Below are 20100 nucleotides of genomic sequence, written 5' to 3'. Positions count from 1 at the left end.
AAATTTGTCTTTAAATAGAAAATCAATAAAAATTTTTAACCATGGAAAAAACGAATCGGTTATTAATACCATTTTTTATTTTCGTCATTATAATTTCTTTACTTGGTTTTTATAAAACTTATCTCAGTTTTTTTCCTAATTTCAATCATTTTGAAAAAGTAATTCACATTCATTTTGCCGCCTTTATTTTATGGTTTGTATTGATTATTTTACAACCAATTTTAATTAGGCAAAGGAAATACGCGTTACAAAGAAAAATTGGTAAATTATCTTATTTCTTAGTTCCGATACTCGTCGTAACGATATTAATTTTAGTAACGCAGAAAACGCAGAGAGAACTTTCAGCTGGACAAACTGATGCTTATGTAACCGCATTTATCGGATTACTTGACGCAGTATTTCTTTCAATTTATTATTGCATTGCGATGTATTATAGACGGAATATTCGGTGGCATGTTGCATTTTTAATTGGTGCGACTTTAATCATACTAAATCCTGGAATGTCCCGACTTTTAAATCAAATTAAACCTGGACTTGGACTTTTGACTTCGGTTATAATGCCTTTTCTCATTCCAATTCTTATTTTAATTTTTGAAAAAATTAAGTTTAAAAGAAAAATTTGGGGCAGTCCATATCTTTATTTTTTAATGTTTTGGACTTTTGAAATAATACTTCTCGTTACCGTACCAAATACAATTATTTGGAAAAATATTGTCAATTACATTATGAAAATCGTTTAAGATAAGTTTATTAAAACTAAAAATATTACTAAAATTTATAATTTCAAATAAAAACTACTAAAAAATTAAAATTATAATGTAAATCAAAAAAAACGCATCTCCAAAAAGATAGTTTTTATATTTAAGAAGAAAAATTATAATTAAAATTTCAAATCTCCATTTACTTCTCTCACGGCTTTTGCAGAATCTGCAAATTTCTCTTTTTCAGCATCTGTTAAAGAAATGTTTACGATTTTTTCTATTCCATTTTTTCCGATAATACACGGAACTCCAAGACAGATGTCACTTTCTCCATATTCTCCATCTAACATTACGGAACAAGGAATCATTTTTTTCTGATCACAAACGATGGACTGAACTAACATTGAAACGGCTGCTCCAGGAGCGTACCACGCGGAAGTTCCCAATAATTTTGTTAAAGTTGCACCACCAACTTTGGTTTCTTCGGCAACATAATTTTGTTGTTCTTCATTTAAAAATTCTGAAACAGAAACCCCATTTCTTGTTGCTTTTGATAACAAAGGCAACATTCCTTTGTCACTGTGAGCCGCGATTACCATTCCATCTACATCAGAAATTGGACATTCTAAAGCTTCCGCCAAACGGTATTTAAAACGTGCAGAATCTAATGCGCCGCCCATTCCGATAATTTGATTTTTTGGTAAACCTGAAGTTTTGTGAACCAAATAAGCCATTGTATCCATCGGGTTTGAAACCACGATAATAATAACATCTGGTGAATGTTTTACTAAATTTTGAGAAACTTCTTTTACTATTCCAGCGTTGATTCCGATGAGTTCTTCGCGTGTCATTCCTGGTTTTCTTGGAATTCCAGAGGTAATTACAGCCACTTTTGAACCTGCAGTTTTAGAATAATCTCCCGTAGTTCCGGTAATTTTGGTGTCGAATCCATTTAAAGATGCGGTTTGCATTAAATCCATTGCTTTTCCTTCTGCGAATCCTTCTTTAATATCTACAAGAACAACTTCAGAAGTGAAATTTTTCATTGCAATGTATTCTGCACAACTTGCGCCTACTGCTCCTGCGCCAACTACGGTAACTTTCATATTTTTAGATTTTAGATTTTAGATTTTAGATTTTAGATTTTAGATTTCCAAATTTACGAAATATTGAAGTTTATCGCAATTTTAGTAATCTTAAATTAATTATAAAGTTTCTGGCATTTTTTGCACCAATAAGTGGTTCGTTTTACTTTGCCCATTTTTTCAATTTCTAAATCTGTTTTATGAATAGGACAAACTTTTTTCGCATAAACGATGGCGTCTTTTTTTACGCAATCATTCGTCATTAAAATTAAAAATTCTTCCGCATAATAAGCAGTAATCTTAATTAATTCTTTTAATTTCTTGACAGGAATTTTTTCTACAATACTTTCAGGATGGATTTTTGAGCGATACAAAACCTCAACTCTAATAATATTTCCGACGCCTGTGAAAATACTTTGATCCATTAAAACGTCGCCAATCATTTTCTTAGAAAATTTATTCTGTAAAGTTTCTAAAATAAGTTTTTGGTCGAATTCTGGTTTTAAAATATCAGTTTTAAAATTAAAATAATCTTGTGGTTTCCCTTCATAAAGTTTTGTCCGCGTGACATAAAAATTAATTTCATCGTTTGTGAAATGAAGTGCAAAACTGGCGTTTACTTTTTTTCGTTCATTAATTTTCATACTCCCAAATAATCCGAAATGAGCCGTGACAAAGAAATCTTTAAAAAGGAAAATCAAATTTTTACCGAAAGTTTCAATATTTTCTAATTTGATATTATCAATTTTAGACTTATCCATTTCGCCATAACCAGATGCTTCGGTGACTTTTTCGCCCACGAATTTTTGTAATTTTTGAGCGAGAAATTTTATGGTTGGACCTTCTGGCATCAGTTTTATTTTTCTTCTTCAAAATAAAGCATATAAAATTTCCCGTTTTCATCTTGTCCTTGCTGAATCATTTTCCGATCACCATGAACATAAATATGAAAATTTTTATCTAATTTAATAATACTTTTAAAATAGCGTTGATTTTTCTTTACTGCCGTTTGATTGATAGGAAAATCTTCGGAAATAGAAACCTGCATTTCCTGTTCGTAATCACTTTTAAAATTAGAAAAACTTTCAATTACATTTTTATCACCTAAAACTTCATTGGTAAATTCATCATAATCAAAGCTTTCTTTTTCTTTAAAAAAATTGATTGATTTAGTTAAAAAATCTGCTTGATCCGGTTTATTTACGTCAAATTCTTGCGGCAATTGTTTAATGACAAAATCTTTAAAAACTGAAAGTGTTTCCTGCGTATGAAAATATTCATCATCGCGCTGCTTCACTTTAAGAAAATCTTCAAACCAATAATATTGATCGCCATTTTTATTATTATCAACCACAGAAATTGCAAAACCAGATTCTTTGTCCGTGTTATAAATCAAGCAACCTTTATCTAATTTGGCTAAAGAAATTCCGTAATCTTTTTCAATTTCATAGTTTTCATCTTTAGATAAAATTTTAAGGAAAGGATTTTTATTTTCAGTTTTAAAAATTCCAATAGAATCGATTTGGTTTCCTTCCTCCGTAATTTCTCCTTCAAAATAAACAACAAATAATTCTCCACCTTGAACGCGCGGATTTTCACTTATTTCGTATAAATGTTTCGCAATATTTTCCGACTCAAACTGGAATTTATCTTTAACCTCAAAAATTTCAGAAACAGAAGAATAAATTGGATTTAATGATAAATAAGAATCACTGTAAAACTGAAATTGTTCTTCAGATTTAAAAGCATTTAGGAAATAATCGCTTAGAAGTTCCTTCATATCATCATCAATCTGAAGTTCTTCTTCCGAAAGAAAAAGGTTTTCCTGATTGATTTTATTCCCGACTTTATGAACTGTTATTTTGGAGAGCATTAATTTAGAATTTTGTGATTACAAAGGTATTTTTAAAAGACTAAAGCAGGAAATTTTTTGACAGAAATAAAAATTTTTTCCTCAACTATTTATTACGTAAACAATAGTTAAGTTATTATAAAAAATATTAAAGTTTCAAAAAATGAAAAAGCTTGGAATTATTCTTGGTATTCTCGAAGTGAAATTAACATTATTAAAAATAAATAAAATGAAAAAGTTAGAAATGAACAACACAAAAAAATCGATTGTCGCGGCATTGTTTTTTAGCGCAATAAGTTTTGGTTTTGCACAAACCAAAACAATTCCAAATGACAGTACAACTGTGAAAACAGAAGTAAAAACTAACGCAGAAACGCCAGAAATTAGCGCATTAAAAACACAAATTGCTACAAATCCAAATGATACTAAAGCTTTAGTAAATTTAGCAACCGCTTATCAAAATTCAAAAGATTTTACAAATGCTTTAGAAACTTGGAAAAATATTTCAACTTTATTGCCAGATTGGGCTCCTGCATATTACAGCCAAGCTTATGTTTATCAATCTATGAAAGACGACGCAAATGCAACTTTAGCTTACGAAAAATATATTTCTAAAGTAAAACCGGAAGAATTAGAAGCCAATAAAAAGAATTTGGCTTACGCAGAATTTTATGTTGCATATAATTTGAAAGATTCTGATAAAGAATCAGCGAAGCAACATTTAGAGAAATCTTTGCAATATGACCCGATGAATGCAGATGCGCTCAAACTTAAAACTTTTCTAAATCAATAAAAAGTCGTTTTATTAAAACAAAAAATTCCCCATTTTTAAAAGTGGGGAATTTATTTTTAGCGATAGTAATTTTCTAAAGTTTCTCAGAAAATGCTTTTTTAATAATTTCTAATTGGTTTTCATTCAGATTAGAGGTTTTCTTTAATTTACTTACAAAAGAAGCAATTTCTTCTGGAGTAGAAGGACATCCAAGATTTTCCTTTTTTTCATTTAAAGAATTTTCTAAAACTTCACCTTTGCTGTTAATGAAAACAAAATACGGCAATCCAGCGTCTTTTCCGCCATATTTTGCCATCCATTCTCTTCCATTTGGATTTTCTAATTTTACTTTTTCGCCATTTTCTAAAACATCTAAAGATGCCAAAACATAATTGTCATCAAACAAATTTTTGGTGGAAGGTAAATTCATTTTCTTATCCATCAATTTACACCAACCGCACCATGAGGCGTGGAAGAAAACCATTACATTTTTGTTTTCTTTTTTTGCTTGTTTTTGTGCATTTGCAATGACAACTTCTGCATTTTCTTGAGCAAAAGCAGTTTGTATAAAACCGAATAATAATGCTACAATTAAGATTTTTGTGAATTTCATTTATTTTTTATTTTCGGTAAAATTATATTTTTTTTGAGGATTTACAACCTATTTAATAAAAAAATTCCCCTAGTTTTCACTTGGAGAATTTTAAATATATTTATTGAAGTTTATTTCACCTCTTCGAAAATAACGGATACTGATAATCAGTTAGTTATGATTTTATGGTACAAATACGGTACTGATTTATGAGTGTAATCTGTGAAAATATATACTGAACATTAACCTTTTTATCAGTTATCACCTTATTTATTCCTATTTAAAACACTGATAACCAATCTTTTTACAGTTTCCATTTCATCTGGTTTGCTTGAAGCGATGAACAATGTTAAACTCGCTAAAGTGTCATTGCTAATAATCAGTTCATTTTGTGCGTTGAAAAGCATTTTATTGGTTTGCAAAAACTTTAAAAAACACGCCGCCGCTATTCTTTTATTACCATCCACAAAAGAATGATTTTTAACAACTAAATACAAAAGCATCGTGGCTTTCTCTTCCAAGGTTGGATAAAAATCGTTTTCTCCAAAACCTTTTTCTATTTGCGCAATTGAACTCTGGAAATTTTGATCCTTTTCTTTTCCGAACACTTGCGAATCAAAATCTACCACCATTTGATTGATGAGTTCCTGATAATCTTCTCGCGTTGGATAAATAGCAGTTTTCTTCGTTAAACCTTTAGAATCCAATTCTTCGTGATCATAATCATCTAATAATTGTAGTCCTTTAGAGAAAATCGACAGCCATTCATTTTCCTCTGTTTTCTCTTCAATGGCTCTGCTTAAAATCTGAATTCCATTTTTCAAAAGTTGAACTTCCTGTTCTTTTTGGGCTAATCTTTTTTCGTTAATGGAATAACCTTTTACTAAATATTCTTTTAGGATTTTGTTTGCCCAAATACGGAATTGGGTTCCTTGCTTGGATTTCACTCTATAGCCAACTGAAATGATAACATCTAAATTATAGTATTTAGTTTTATATTTCTTTCCATCTGCTGCAGTTGTCAAGGAATCCTTGATAACTGAATTTACATCTAACTCTCCTTCTTTGAAACAATTATTGATATGCAGACTTATATTTTGTTTTGTTTGCTTGAATAATTCGCTCAATTGACTTTGCGACAACCAAACAGTATCTCCTTCAAACTTAACTTCAAGCGAAACACCAGATTCTTTGTTTTGGTATATTTCTATTTGATTTTCTACTTCCATTGATTATAATTGCTTTGTAAAGTTCGGGAATATTTTTTACTTTATATAAAAGAAATTTCACTCTTCAACGAACTGGAATTATAATATTTCACATCTTTAGACTGGCTTTTTCCTTTAATAGCACCATATTGAGTGGTGTGTCGGAAATCCCGACATACCACTTCTTCTACAAGTTCTCCTTCAGTAAACACATTATTTATATGTTCAGTAATTGTAGTTCTTCCTTTTCCAAACAATTCTGCCATTTGCGCTTGCGTAAGCCAAACCGTATCTTCCTCAAATTGGACATTAATTTGAGTAGAGCCATCAACAGCTAGGTAAATTTCTATTTGGTTTTCTGTTTTCATCAGTTATAATTACACTGTAAATTTCCGAAATATTTTTAGAAATTAATAAGTTTTCAATCAGATGAATATCGGATTTATTATGATAAGTGGCAACCGTTTTAATGAAAAACTATCGTTTGTCTCGTTCATCAATTTCTTTCATAGGTGCAGGAATTAATTTACTGCCAAACATATAAAGAACTTGGTTCACTTTTGCCAAACTCAAATTCTCCTTTCCTTGCTCTATTTTCCTAACCACAGTCAAAGCAACACCAGCTCTTTCAGCAAACTCCTGCTGGGTAAGATTGGCTTCTTTGCGTTTATCTTTGGTGAATTGTGCTAAATTTTTATACATTTTTATATGCTTTTGCAAGTATTTAGCACAAATATATAAAATTATATGTAAATGCGTATATTTTTTGTTTTGAAGCATATTTTATATGTGATGTGATATAAAAATTGTAATTAATTTTAACTGAGTTCAAAAACTATACAAATTAATTTATATTTTGAATTAAATATTAAATTCTAATTTGGAAACTTATGATGTAATCCAAATTGAGAATGAAACTGAGATTCCAATTTAAAATCAAAATTAATTCTCTAAGAATTTATAATAACTCTCTCAAATCATTATTCTCAATAGCAATAATCACTTCTTTGTTTTTACCTTTCGTTCTGGATTCTATATCATCAAGATAATTCTCTCCCAAATGTTTCTTTAACCATGAAATTTCTTCTAAAAATAAGCGAACAGACGTTTTATCTTCAGTCAAATCTTGTGCTCCAATACGTCTTATACTTCTAACTGACAGCGTATGATAATTTCGCAAATCCTTAATAAGCATCTGAATGAAGTTTAAATTTTCAAAGTTTAAATCTTTTAATATTTTAAGTGATTTTTTAAGGTTAGTTTCTGCTTTTTGTTCTAAAGAGATTTCACTTCTTCCCAATTTATACTTGGGTTTGAATTCTTTGATTTCCTCATACAATCCCCAAAACACAGATGAAAGTTTTAGTGATGGTTCTTCAATTGTACATTCAATTTTTTGTAATAAATTTTCAAAATCAATTTCCTTAATATTTCTATTTTCATCTTTCCCCGTAGTTTGCGCAAATAAGCTTAATCCTTTTCTTCTCAAAACATTCAATTCATATTCAGGATATTTTTTTGCTGTTTTTACACGTGGTGGAAGTTGACTGATTTTTTCAATGATTTCTGGATGCTCTTTCTGTAAATCAGCATATAGATTTCGAATTTTTGTAATTGTATTAACTTCACCTTCTTCTTGTGGATTACTATTAATCTTTGAACCTAGTGCAGCTGGACTTGGTTCCTCATCTTCATCGAAAATTTTCGCATCTTCTCCTAATGCATTGTGAATCAAAAACATTTTTTGCTGTGCAATTTCTCTAGATTTTACAATATCTGCACCTTTAAGAGACGGGAAAAAATTTAAAATAAACAATTCATCAAAAACCTTAGAACCAATTCGGTTAATACGACCCACTCGCTGAATCACTCTAGTTGGATTCCATGGAATATCATAATTGATAATCATCCCAGCTCTATTTAAATTAAAACCTTCGGAAAGTTTATCCGAAGTAAGCAGTATTTTAAAATGATTTGTCTTTAAACCTTTATTATATTGAGCATTAAAATCACTATTAAGATGTCTCGCCAAGTCTTTTGAAACTTTGCCATCACAAACTAACACGTGCTTTCCAAATTCACTTTTGAAACGTTTTTCTAAGTGAAGAATTGTTTCTACATATTCTGAGAATAATATGATTTTTCTGTCGGGATCTTTTGCTAAGGCAGATTTTATTTTTTTTATTATCTCTTCTTGTTTAGGATCTTTCTCAACTAATTTTAAATCTTTTAATCTTTGCTGAATCCCTTCAAATAGTTTTATATCCGAATCAATATCTTCTAAAAACTCTTGTTTCCGTTGAAAAGCATCAATCTCATAAACTTCAGTATTCTTTGGTGTTTTCCGTTTTAAGTCGCCACTGGCATATTTTTCTAAATTTGCTTCTATTTCATCATCGTCAAAATCCTTTATTCTGTCGATAAAAGAGCGATCTAAAATAAATTTTCCTGTTTTATCGATAAAATCTTTTACCAATATATGTACTTCCAAAAATCGATCAATAGATTTTTCAAAAGAACCAAATGAAGACTCGAATCGTTTTACTAAAATACGACGCATAAAATCAAATAAGTTTTTCTGTTGATTGTACTGGCGGTTACCAAACTCATCCAATTTATCACTCAATATTTTCTCATAACTAAATGGCTGATAAATTGCTCCAGTAAACAAACCATCCTCTGCAAAGTATTTACTTATAATATTGTCATAAAATTCATCTTGTTCTGCATCCAGGTAATAAAAAACTTCTTTGGGATCTTTCACTACAGACAAATCACCCACTTCTTTAGAATAAATATAATCCAACTTAAGATCTAAACGATTTCGTCGTATTACTACTGGACTGATGATTCGTTTAATATCATTTGAAAGACGTTTTGTAACAGCTTTCACTTTTTTTATATCAATAGGAAGGTTTTCATCAACAATTGTAGTGTAATAATTTTCTGCAAGCTTTCTTTTTTTGTCATCAGCAGAATTCCAATTTTTAAAAATGGTAGATAATTGTTTGTATTCATAATATAAACGGCTGAATTTTCCCGCAAGATTATCTTCTAATGATATGGTAGATTTCCCTGGAACAATAAATAGCTTTAAAAGTGAAAAAATATCTGCCGGTGAATTATTGAATGGTGTTGCAGATAATAGGATTACTTTTTTTCCTCTACAAATCATCGACAATGCTTCATAATCAGTTGTATCTTGATTTCGGAAATAATGAGCTTCATCTACAATGACTACTTCAAAATCTCTTCCCTCAATATTATCAGCAATTCGCTCTACAATTCCCCGGCTGTAAACTTGCCAATTATGTAAACCGAATTTTTCTAAATATTCCCACCAACCACTGTCTTTTTTCTCTGGATCTCCCATTAATCCTGGTGGACAAATAACAATTCCTCGTTTATTCATTTGCCGAGCAATCATTGATGCAATAACAGTTTTTCCTAAACCTACTACGTCTGCAACAATACAACCATTGTGCTCATTAATCATATGCATTGCTTGATTAACAGCATCAGATTGATAGCTGTATTTTTTCAAATCTATTTTCTCTAGTAAAGCATCTAAATCTACCTCTTCATTTTCTTGATTTTGGAGGTCGAGATAAGTTTTAATAACCAGACAATATGCTTCAAAAGGAGTAACTGTGGCAACTTGAGTTTTATTTTTTATAAAATCTATCAGTATATCTCGGTTTTCTTGCTGCTCTGTAATGGGTATTGCTTTTTCCCATAATTCATCAAAATAAAGCACTGCCTCTTTGTATCCATAGTCTTTAATCTCAACATTGAATTCTTCTTGGTTATGCAATCCTGAGCGTGTAAGATTACTGCTTCCTGTAATAAATTGTCCGGGCATTCCTTGTTTTTCTGCTTGATCTTCGTTTAGATGAAAAAGATACAATTTCGCATGATTAGGATTTTCCGTCTTTCGTATTTCTAATCGGTCTTCTTCAATCATCTTTACAAAAAAACCTACTTGATTGTAAAATTCTTCCGTATCCATTTCCTCATTATTCAATGCAAAGCCAAGCGAGATAAGATATTTCTGAAATTCTTCATCCGAAGAAGTATTTTCTTGTTGATCCGCATACTCAATGATATTTCCTAGATAATTGCAAACTTGTAATCCTACCAATAGTTTTAGCTTTTGTTGGGGATTTTTTTCAAGACTCAAATAAATTTCTGACCATCCAGAAAAATAGAAATATCCAACTAAAAATTTAAGTTCCTCACTTATTGAAATTAAAGTATTTAACCTAGCTTTTAGAGTTTTTTGTTGCTTATTATTGGTAATGAAATTAGTAGACATATTAAAAAATTGTTGTTGCTTTTTCAAAGATAAGATATCTGCTCATTATTGCTAATGTTTTTTAAAAACCACCTCGTTTTACAAAATTACTCACAGTTAACCTATGAACACCCAGTATTCTCCCGATAGCGGAAAACGAAACTTTTTTAGCTAACAATTCCTCGATTTTCTTTTCCTGTCCTGTAAGTTTTGTTTTTGCCGATTTACTTCCTTTTGGTCTGCCAAGAATTACTCCTTCTGCTTTTTTTCGAGCCAATGCTTCTTTCGTGCGTTGCGAGATTAAATTCCGTTCAATCTCAGCTGATAATCCGAAGGCAAATGCTAATACTTTTGAATTTATATCATTCCCTAATCTGTAATTATCTTTAATAGTCCAGACTTTTATATCTCTATTCATACACTCATTAAGTACACCCATTATCATTAATAAACTTCTGCCTAATCGCGAAAGCTCCGAACAAATAAGAACATCTTCCTTCTTCATCTTTTTGAGCAGCGATCCGAGTTTTCGTTCATCTACATTTTTTGACCCCGAAATGGTCTCTTCTATCCATTTACCAACCACTATTTCCTTCTTATTGCAAAAGTTGTTGATCTCATAGCGTTGGTTTTCCACAGTTTGCTTGTCTGTACTTACTCTAATGTAACCGTAAATCATTTTTTATTAGTTTAAATTATTAGACAAATATGGCTTAAATTAAAGGTAACCTGTCTAAATTAAATTTAGCTAATAAATATAGCACTTAGTTCAGCGATTATTTTAGACAAAATGCCAATATTACGGAATTTAAAAGTGATAAAAGTTGGGTAATACTTTCTCCGATTGAAAAACAGATAAAAGAGAAAATAGAGCGAATAGGAACTCCGCTAAAGGAGTGGGATATTCGTATTAATTATGGTATAAAAACGGGATTTAATGATGCCTTCATAATAGATGGAGCAAAGCGAAAAGAATTAATTGAACAAGACCCTAAAAGCGATGAAATTATACGACCGTTACTTAGAGGTAGAGATATTAAGCGTTATTCTTATGAATTTGCTGATTTGTATTTGATTACAACATTTCCGAGTTTAAAAATAGATATTGAACTATATCCTGCAATAAAACAACATCTCTTGAGCTTCGGCTTTGATAGATTAAAGCAAACAGGCGACAAGGGAGCAAGGAAAAAGACTAATAATCAATGGTTTGAAACGCAAGATTCGATAGGTTATTGGGAGGATTTTTATAAACAGAAAATTGTATGGAAAGCTGTCGGCAAAAATTTAACCTTTTCACTACTAGAAGAAGGAAAATTTTTAACTGCTCCAGCATCTTTTATAACATCTAACTTCAATTTGTATATTTTAGCTTTTTTACAAAGCAAATATGGAAGATATTTTATTTATAATAATAGCGATACTACTGGTGCAGGAGATATTATGTTGAATATTCAATCACTAGAGCAAATCCCTATTCCAATTATTGATAATGTCAATAGTAGTATTATCCAAGATTTAGTTTATGAAATAATTCAAAACAAATCAAACAACACCTTAAATCTTGAAATGCAAATAGATAAGAATATATATAAATTATTTGATTTCGATGAATATGAAATTCATTTTATTGATTCTCTATAAAGTGAATTTCTTCATTTGAAAGTTTTAGAATACTGTAAATAATGGTGTTAATTTCAGCGTCAAGTTGTTTAGTGTTAATTTTTTCTTTTTTTTCTTTTGATATTTTATTCACTAGCTCAATTAGTAAATTTCTTTCAGAAGTATCATTAATTACAGGAATTGATATATTCTCCATAACCGTGCTAAACATTTGAATTCCGCCTCCTTCAACTTCGATAAAAATATTTTTTTTAAAATACCACTCAAATATTTTTGAATTTAAAAAAGCTATTATGATTTCAAGTGTTGCGCTACTACTTGTCAATATATTGGCTGCATTATTAAAAAACAAGCCTTCAGTATCAACAAAAAAATTTATATTAGATCCAATTATTTTCCATACAATTTTCTGTTTATAAAAATCCTCCATATAAGCACAATTCCTTAAATTGTATGGAGTATCTCCTTTGTCCGAACGTTTTTCTAATATTGGATAATAGGCATCTAAGTGTTTTTTAATAGCAGGATAATCTACTATGTTTATTGGCTTTATAGCTTTTTCTTTAATTCCATTATGGGTGTTAATTAACCATAAATCTGCAAACTCGTAGTTATATCTTTTTATATCTCTGCCACGTAAAATAGGTCGTATAATTTCGGCAGATTTTGGATCTTCTGCTATGAGTTGGTCTTTTTTAGCTCCGTCAATAATAAAAGCTTCATTATATCCAGTCAGTATTCCACGATAAATATTTATGTCCCATTCTTTCAAGGGCGTTCCGACAGCTTCTATTTTAGCCTTAATTTTTTGTTCAATATCAGTAAGTATTACCCAACTTTTATCACTTTTAAATTCAGTAATATTTGCATTTTGTCTATAATAATCGCTCAAATTATTTAACACCTTTTCTTTGATTACACAGGCTTTCGTTTGCTGTCTATTTTTATCCTTAGAAAACAAAAGAATATTAGTATCAACTGTTGCAGCTTCAAATATTTTTTGCCCTGCAAAATCGATCAAGAGAATAGGGTTTGTCTTTTCTGCAAAAAATCTACGGGTACTTTCTCCATATCCAGCACGCATCCATTTATTAGAGGTAATATAGCAAAGTAGCCCTTTGTTTTTTATTAATTGCCAACCTCTCTCATAAAACAAGGAGTAAATATCCCCTGTTTTTGCAAAAGTTTCATATCCACTTTTCTCATATAATTTAGACAATTTTCCGCCTTCTTTTTGAAGTTGTACATATGGTGGGTTTCCAATTATAACATCAAAACCATCTTTAATATTAAACATCCACTCGGCATCGAAAAAAGATGAACTAGCGTTTTGGTCATAAGGATTCCATTGTGAAAACTGCAAAGTGTCTTCGGGTGTATATTCTCCGCTTTCTTCTACTAATTTTGATAGTTTTTTTCTAAGTTCGGCATCTTTATCTCTCAAGTCTTTTTTCTTGTAAGCAGATTTAGCATAAAAATGGTTTTGTCTTGTGGTAAGCAACTCTTGCTTTGTTTCTTCAATTTTATCAGCAAGATCCGTTACATCAAATATTGTAAGTTGAGCAGGCTTTTTTTTCATCCCAACCAAAGTATTTGCTGCTACAAATTTAGTTTCCAAATTCGGTAAGGTTAATACTCCATAGTTTTCTTCAGGTTTCGATAAGTCCATTGCTTCTTGCTCCACAATCAAGGAGATAAAGAAACGAAGTTTACTTATTTGTGCTGCAATAGTTTGAATATCTACACCATAAATACATTCTTCTATCAAATGTAATTTTAATTCGTGATGTGATGATTTGTTTTTCTCATCCAACTTATCTAAAACATCAACCATTTTATTAAGAATTCCCATTGGGAAAGCACCTGAACCACAAGCTGGATCAAGAATTTTTATCGATCGAAGTTGAACATTGATTGTTTCGCATAATTTGTGATTTTTCACCAAGATTTCTGGTAAATTCTCTTGCTCAAAAAGCTGGCGAATAATCTCTAGATTCAAATCTGGTAGTTTACTTTCTAAGAAAGCAATTAAGGATTCATCTACCATATACGATACAATTTCTTTAGGCGTATAAAAGCTTCCAGATTGTTTACGTGCAGACTCTTGTGTTTCAGGGTTGAAAGCACCTAATAAATTTTCAAAAACATTTCCTAATAATTCAGGATCTAATGCTACTTGAACTTCATTAGGAACATTTTCTTCAACTGTGAAATTGTACCTTTCCAGCAACGGAATTAAGCCTTCATGTTCACCATCACCAAAAAAAATAGAATTGGGTAAAAATGCACGATGCTTAAAATTTCCATTTGCAGATTTCTTATCGCTTCTGCTAAAACCATCTAAATGATATTTTACACCATCTGTGCTTTCTTCCTTATCTAAACATTCAAACAAACCTCCGTTCAAAAAAGGAATATACTGAAACAACTCTTTAATTTCTTTCTCAGATAAATTAAACATTTCTGGATAGCGATATCGACTTTTAATATCCCGTTTATCCGCTACCTTGGCAAATTCTCTTTCATTTACCGCTTTGTTTAGAGTTGCAAAAAATAAGTTCTGAAGAATTGCATTATAATAATTACCATCCAGAGTACTATTAGGATTAAACTCTTTTAAAATATTAGAAAGTTCATTTTTTTTAAAAAGAGTGTCTGGAACAAGGTGTTTCTGTTTGATAAACCACACAAATAATAATCTTGTAATTAAACGAATCATTTGTTCTTCCAATTGTATGCGATCATCTTCAGAAGTATTCGTGTTATTTGGGAAGGTGATACCAACTTCATCCGTTAATGTCCATTGATACCATTTGAATAAATCATTGTAAAATTCCTTCGTCAATTTTTCAACAGAAAAAGCATCTTGGATGCTATCCAAATCTTTGAAAGTGCAGTTTCCAATCCGTTGTCTGAAAGTTTTATTGTGCTCTTCTGGATTGACAAAATACGTAAATCGTTTCCAAGAAGAATATTTCTTATCTGCTTTGCCATCCCAATTTCTTCTGATAAATGAGAATCTAAACTTCCCCAAATCATCATAATAAACGAAAATGGCTCCGTCTTTAAAATCTTCTTTTAGAACTAATTTTGCTATTTCAAATTGTTTTTTCTTAGAAGAACGCTCTGACAGAGTTCCATTATATTTACACGCAAAAACAATAAGTTCATCTGAATTTTTAAATTCAATATTTCCAATTCTTGCAAGTTCCGAAAATAAAGAAAAATCCTTATCTTCTATATAATGATTTATATCTTCTGTTTCGATTTTAAATGATGAAATAGCTTTTTTGAAAAAATCTGCTAATGCTCTTGTAGAGAAATTTTGTATAAGTTTGTCCATTCGTATTTATGTGGAGTTTTAGTTTTCTTATTCTGTAAATATAACAAAATCAAATAAAGGAAACTAAAGGAAAACCTTAAAACAACTAATCCCGAAACGCTCCTCTCATCAATTCCTGCTCTCCTCTCGAAATCCCGATTTCACTTGCAATATCTTTCCAGTTACTGACTGCATCTTGAATTTCAACAATGATACCATCCATTTCAGATTCATTTAATCGGAAATAAATTCCTACGCTTTTCACTAATTCAAGGTTCAAAGAATTATCATCCATATCAATATTTAAAGACAATCCATCTTTCTCAACAGAAGGATTTAGGTCATAAGCCGGAGATAGAATCCAACCGTTTTCGGTTAAAATAAAACCGTGATTTCTAAGGTGGTCGTCGGTATTTGAAATGCAAATATTGAACACGATTCTTCGCCATAATTGATGAAGATTTTCGTTGACATTCGTTCCATTATTCATGATGAACTCTGCTATATCGAGATAACTTGCTGTGGAAAATCTTAAATTTTCTTCACTATTTCCCGTCATTGTCATTGCAGAAGCAAAATGAATTCTGCTATCGCCTTCTCTATCAAATCTTTTTGTGAAAAAGGTGTGGTATTTTCCTGCTATTTTTTCAATTTTACATTCCGTCATTTCAATTCCACTTTTCAATGCTAATTGGTACGCTAAAAATTCCCAAGCTCCTTTGTCGATGGTATCATTTTTAGAAGGAAATTTTGCAATCCACAAATCTCCGTTTTCATCTACAATATTGGCTTTTGGTCTTGCTCCACCCAAATAGTATAGTAATTCATCCATTAAAATCAAATATTCCAAGTTTTAGAAATAACATTCCGCATAAAGCTACTTAAATAACGATTATTGTAAAATAATTACGATTTTTGAATTTAATTTTACGATTTATTTGTTTTTAATTCCAAAATACAATATCTTTGTATCACAAAATGTAATTTACAATCGAAATATTATGCACACGGAAATACTAAGGATAATTGAAGGCGGGCTGAATAAAGACACTAAGAAGGTTTTAAACTATTCTAAAATGCTTGCTGAAAAGCTAGATGGTGATGGTGACCAAAAACTGGCTAAGCTTATCCTTAAGACTATTGATAAAGGTCCGGCTACAACAATTACAATGGATGAATTACTTACGACGCCTATTGACCAAGAAAGCCGGTTAAGCATTATTGATGTTGAAGTGCCATCTAAAGAGCGAAATTTAATTGTCTTGCCTCATCTTGTTGAGAATAAAATTAACGATTTTATTAGCCTTGTAAAGCATCAAAGCGAATTGATTAAAAACGGAGTAGAAACCTCTAATACATTATTGTTGTTCGGAAAGCCAGGGGTTGGAAAAACAAGTGTTGCAAGATATATTTCTGAAAGCACTGGACTTCCATTGGTAATAGCAAGATTTGATGCTATCGTATCTTCTCTTTTAGGGAATACAGCAAAGAATATTAGAAAAATATTCGAGTTTGCTGAAAATAAGCCTTGTATTCTTTTTCTTGATGAATTTGATGCGATTGCCAAAGCAAGAGATGACCAATATGAGTTGGGAGAATTGAAAAGAGTTATTAATAGTTTGCTTCAAAATATTGATGTTTTTGCTAAAAACAATATACTTATCGCTGCGACTAATCACCCAGAAATTTTAGATAAGGCAATTTGGAGAAGATTTAATACAGTTATCGAAATAGGCTCTCCGCAGGAAAATGAAATTGAAGAACTCATAAAGAATTTTGTTGATGATTTTAAAACAGACTTTATGAATGATGAAAAAAGGAAAGACAGATTGGTTAAACTTTTTGAAGGGAAAACACCATCAGATATTAAAGCCATAATTAATAATGCAAAAGCACATACTATTATTCATAGTAGTGAAACGCTGTCCTATGAAGATGTAATTATTGAACTATACGAATTCAATAATAATGGAAATATTACTATTGAAAAGCTTGTTGAGTTCCTAAATGAAAATGGAGTGCCTCAAGCAACTATCGCTGAGCGTATGAAAGTATCATTAAGACAAATAAGAAACTATTTAAACAAACAAGCCTAAATTATGGAAAATAGAAATTTGCCAATTAAATTCTTTCAGAAAAGGCAGAAAGATGAAATGGGAACCGAAGCTGGTGGAGGTCAAACTATTCCTAAATGGGCTTCTCAAGGACAGTTAAGAGAGAAATCAGAGTACATAAAAACAGTCTTGGCAGGAGTTTCCAATTCATTAGCCGAAAAAGTTAAGAAGAATAATTATATACCTTCAGTAGTAAAACTAAAGGTAAGCGGAGATGCCTTAGCTAAAACCTACAGAAAAGAAATTGGTAATCTTTTCAATGTTGGTAAGCTGAATATTATTGGTGTGAGCGGTGAAGATGAGGTATTGATTAAAATTGATAATGAAGCTGACTTAAAAAATATTTTAAATCGTTTTTCTGATGCCAAATTGGCTTTTCCAAATTATACAACACTTGTAGGTATTTCCGCAATTAATAACATAGAAGAATTTAAGCCTCAAATTGAAATTGAGGAAGAAGATGAAGAACAAGTATATAAAGTAAAACTTTTCAATTACGGCAATACCGAATTGAACAATATCCTTATCAGAAGCTTCGAAAAATATTGTAGAGATAATGGTATCGATTTTGAAAAGGCTCAATATTCAGACGAATTAAATATTTTCAGAATTAGCAAGGTGACTACTGATGATTTTGATGAATTGCGTGGCTTTGATGGTATCCAATTAATAACAGAAATGCCTACTTATAGCCTGACCTTGGATGAATTGACAGAAGAGAATGTTATTGAAATAAAGCAACCAAAGGAAGGTGCTAATTATCCAGTAGTAGGAGTACTTGATACAGGTATTTCAAATATTCCGCATCTTACTCCTTGGCTACACAATAAAAGCTTTTCCAAATACCACGCAGATTATATCAATAAAGGACACGGTACTTTTGTAGCTGGGGTCTTATTATACGGCGATAATTTAGAAGGTAAAGACTACACTGGTTTTGAAGGATGCAAATTGTTTGAAGCCATAGTAATGCCTGATTTAACTAAACAAAAAATATTTGAGGACGAGTTAATTGAAAATATTAGAGAAGCAATCACTAGCCATAATGAAATAAAAATATGGAACTTATCCCTTGGTACAGATAGAGAAGCTGATTTATATGAATTTTCAGATTTTGCAAAAGCATTAGATGAAATTCAAGAGGAAAACAATGTTTTGATATGCAAATCTGCGGGCAATTGTAATAATTTTAAAATTAATGCGCCTAAAAGTAGAATAGCAAAATCTGCCGATACCGTTAGAGGGCTTGTAGTTGGTTCTATTGCTCACGACAAGTTGGAAACTGACTTTGCTGAGAAAAATAATTCATCTCCTTTTTCGAGAATTGGTCCAGGACCATCAAATTTGATTAAACCTGATGTTGTTCATTTTGGTGGAAATGCCGGATTAGATACTTCCAATAAGGTTGTTATTAATCCTGTGAAATCATTTTCTTCTGACGGAAGTTTAGCAAAACAAGTGGGAACTAGTTTTTCTACACCTCGTATTGCAGCTATAACAGCAGGTGTACATTCAATGTTAAGCGAAGAATTCAATCCTCTTCTGTTGAAAGCACTTGTCATACATTCTGCAAAATATCCGGAAGAAATGAAAATGACTATTGCAGAAAAAATTGATGCAGCAGGATTTGGAATACCGTCAAATATCAACGATATTTTATTTAATCAACCCAATGAAATTACATTAATCCTCCAAGACAATATCGAGAAGGGTTCTTTCATTGATATTCTTGATTTTCCATTTCCTCAAAGTATGATAGATGATGAAGGATATTTTTATGGAGAATTAACAGTAACACTTGTAACTTCTCCTATTTTAGAAGTATCGCAAGGAGCGGAATATTGCCAATCAAATATTGATGTCTATTTAGGAAGCTATGATGAAAAAATTGAAAAAGATATAACCCAACCAAGGGTTAAAAACCCAATTGGAGCGGATGGAAGACAAAATGTTTTAGCGACAAGTGTTTACAGCAAAAAGGCTATGAAAGATTTTGAAACTTCGTTTGCAAGCGAGAGAATGCTACTTTCTTACGGAGATAAATTTCAACCTGTAAAAAAATGGAGTGTAAATTTTGATGATTTTACGCCAACTAATAAGGATAAGTTTTTAAAAGCACCTAAGAATTGGTACTTAAAACTTGAAGGGCTTTTCAGACATTTTACGGAAAGTAAATGTGAAATACAAAAAACCGTACCAAGCCAGGAATTTTGTTTGGTCGTAACAATTAAGGATACCAAAAAAAGAGGAAATATTTACAATGAAGTTACGCAGCTGTTGAACAATTTTAGTTTCGTTCATAGCAACGTGAAAATAAGAGAAGAAGTAAGAATTAGATTAAATGGATAAAAATTACCAACAAAAAAAAGACAAAAAAAATGTCTTAAAAGTTGCAGCTTTTAAGACAATAATTTAAACCGGAATGTAAAAAGCAGTGTGTAGCTTATCGGGGTTGGTAACCCTTTGGCATTCCAATATTGAAAAGTTTCGTTTTGCAAAAGTAACTGTTTATTTTAATAAACATAGATTTTAATTAG

At 30.9% G+C, this 20100-nt stretch carries 16 protein-coding genes; 5 read left to right on the top strand and 11 right to left on the bottom strand.

Annotated elements, in window-relative coordinates; translation table 11 throughout:
• Positions 1-41: 41 nt before the first annotated feature.
• Positions 42-740 carry a hypothetical protein gene (locus ACN0WB_RS07030; protein ID WP_417430244.1) on the top strand — a complete coding sequence of 233 codons (699 nt, stop codon included), beginning with the start codon at positions 42-44 and terminating at the stop codon, positions 738-740.
• 140 nt (positions 741-880) lie between these two features.
• On the opposite strand, the gene ACN0WB_RS07025 is transcribed toward ACN0WB_RS07030, so the two are convergent.
• The 3 genes from ACN0WB_RS07025 to ACN0WB_RS07015 form a co-directional block, all read right to left on the bottom strand.
• Positions 881-1807, bottom strand: a complete 927-nt coding sequence (locus ACN0WB_RS07025; protein ID WP_417430242.1) for a malate dehydrogenase — start codon at positions 1805-1807, stop codon at positions 881-883.
• Between the two features lie 95 nt (positions 1808-1902).
• Positions 1903-2637 carry a DNA-formamidopyrimidine glycosylase family protein gene (locus tag ACN0WB_RS07020; RefSeq protein WP_417430240.1) on the bottom strand — a complete coding sequence of 245 codons (735 nt, stop codon included), beginning with the start codon at positions 2635-2637 and terminating at the stop codon, positions 1903-1905.
• Positions 2638-2642: 5 nt separating this feature from the next.
• Positions 2643-3659: a nucleoid-associated protein gene (locus ACN0WB_RS07015; RefSeq protein WP_417430238.1), complete on the bottom strand. Its 1017-nt coding sequence runs from the start codon at positions 3657-3659 to the stop codon at positions 2643-2645.
• A gap of 208 nt (positions 3660-3867) precedes the next feature.
• Between ACN0WB_RS07015 and ACN0WB_RS07010 the strand changes: the two genes are divergently transcribed.
• Complete coding sequence (locus ACN0WB_RS07010) at positions 3868-4431, top strand: hypothetical protein (RefSeq protein WP_417430236.1); 564 nt, start codon at positions 3868-3870, stop codon at positions 4429-4431.
• A 73-nt stretch (positions 4432-4504) separates the two neighbouring features.
• Here ACN0WB_RS07010 and ACN0WB_RS07005 read toward each other — a convergent pair whose 3' ends face one another.
• The 6 genes from ACN0WB_RS07005 to ACN0WB_RS06980 all read right to left on the bottom strand — a co-directional run bounded on the left by ACN0WB_RS07005 (position 4505) and on the right by ACN0WB_RS06980 (position 11183).
• Positions 4505-5023: a thioredoxin family protein gene (locus ACN0WB_RS07005; RefSeq protein WP_417430234.1), complete on the bottom strand. Its 519-nt coding sequence runs from the start codon at positions 5021-5023 to the stop codon at positions 4505-4507.
• A gap of 245 nt (positions 5024-5268) precedes the next feature.
• Positions 5269-6231, bottom strand: coding sequence for a RhuM family protein (rhuM, locus tag ACN0WB_RS07000; protein WP_417430232.1), 963 nt, complete (start codon positions 6229-6231; stop codon positions 5269-5271).
• 41 nt (positions 6232-6272) lie between these two features.
• Entirely contained in the window at positions 6273-6578 is a 306-nt protein-coding gene (locus ACN0WB_RS06995) for a hypothetical protein (RefSeq protein WP_417430230.1), read from the bottom strand.
• A 109-nt stretch (positions 6579-6687) separates the two neighbouring features.
• Complete coding sequence (locus ACN0WB_RS06990) at positions 6688-6912, bottom strand: helix-turn-helix domain-containing protein (protein ID WP_417430421.1); 225 nt, start codon at positions 6910-6912, stop codon at positions 6688-6690.
• Between the two features lie 256 nt (positions 6913-7168).
• Positions 7169-10525 carry a helicase-related protein gene (locus ACN0WB_RS06985; RefSeq protein WP_417430229.1) on the bottom strand — a complete coding sequence of 1119 codons (3357 nt, stop codon included), beginning with the start codon at positions 10523-10525 and terminating at the stop codon, positions 7169-7171.
• A 61-nt stretch (positions 10526-10586) separates the two neighbouring features.
• The gene (locus ACN0WB_RS06980) at positions 10587-11183 is read right to left on the bottom strand and encodes a master DNA invertase Mpi family serine-type recombinase (RefSeq protein WP_417430227.1); all 597 of its coding nucleotides are present in this window, start codon (positions 11181-11183) and stop codon (positions 10587-10589) included.
• A gap of 119 nt (positions 11184-11302) precedes the next feature.
• Here ACN0WB_RS06980 and ACN0WB_RS06975 point away from each other — a divergent pair, with 119 nt between their 5' ends.
• A complete protein-coding gene (locus ACN0WB_RS06975; RefSeq protein WP_417430419.1) occupies positions 11303-12148 on the top strand; it encodes a TaqI-like C-terminal specificity domain-containing protein in 846 nt (281 codons plus the stop codon).
• Here ACN0WB_RS06975 and ACN0WB_RS06970 read toward each other — a convergent pair.
• Both ACN0WB_RS06970 and ACN0WB_RS06965 read right to left on the bottom strand, forming a co-directional pair.
• Entirely contained in the window at positions 12132-15470 is a 3339-nt protein-coding gene (locus tag ACN0WB_RS06970; RefSeq protein ID WP_417430226.1) for an Eco57I restriction-modification methylase domain-containing protein, read from the bottom strand. The genes ACN0WB_RS06975 and ACN0WB_RS06970 overlap by 17 nt on opposite strands.
• Positions 15471-15555: 85 nt before the next feature.
• On the bottom strand, positions 15556-16281 hold the full coding sequence (locus tag ACN0WB_RS06965) for a type II toxin-antitoxin system HipA family toxin (protein WP_417430224.1): 726 nt from the start codon (positions 16279-16281) through the stop codon (positions 15556-15558).
• Positions 16282-16450: 169 nt separating this feature from the next.
• Between ACN0WB_RS06965 and ACN0WB_RS06960 the strand changes: the two genes are divergently transcribed.
• Both ACN0WB_RS06960 and ACN0WB_RS06955 read left to right on the top strand, forming a co-directional pair.
• Positions 16451-17545, top strand: a complete 1095-nt coding sequence (locus ACN0WB_RS06960; protein ID WP_417430222.1) for an AAA family ATPase — start codon at positions 16451-16453, stop codon at positions 17543-17545.
• Positions 17546-17548: 3 nt separating this feature from the next.
• Entirely contained in the window at positions 17549-19912 is a 2364-nt protein-coding gene (locus ACN0WB_RS06955) for a S8 family peptidase (protein WP_417430220.1), read from the top strand.
• The last annotated feature ends 188 nt before the right edge of the window (positions 19913-20100 follow it).

Source organism: Halpernia sp., assembly GCF_048269545.1.
GTDB lineage: Bacteria > Bacteroidota > Bacteroidia > Flavobacteriales > Weeksellaceae > Halpernia.
This window is presented reverse-complemented; position numbering and strand designations above follow the sequence as displayed.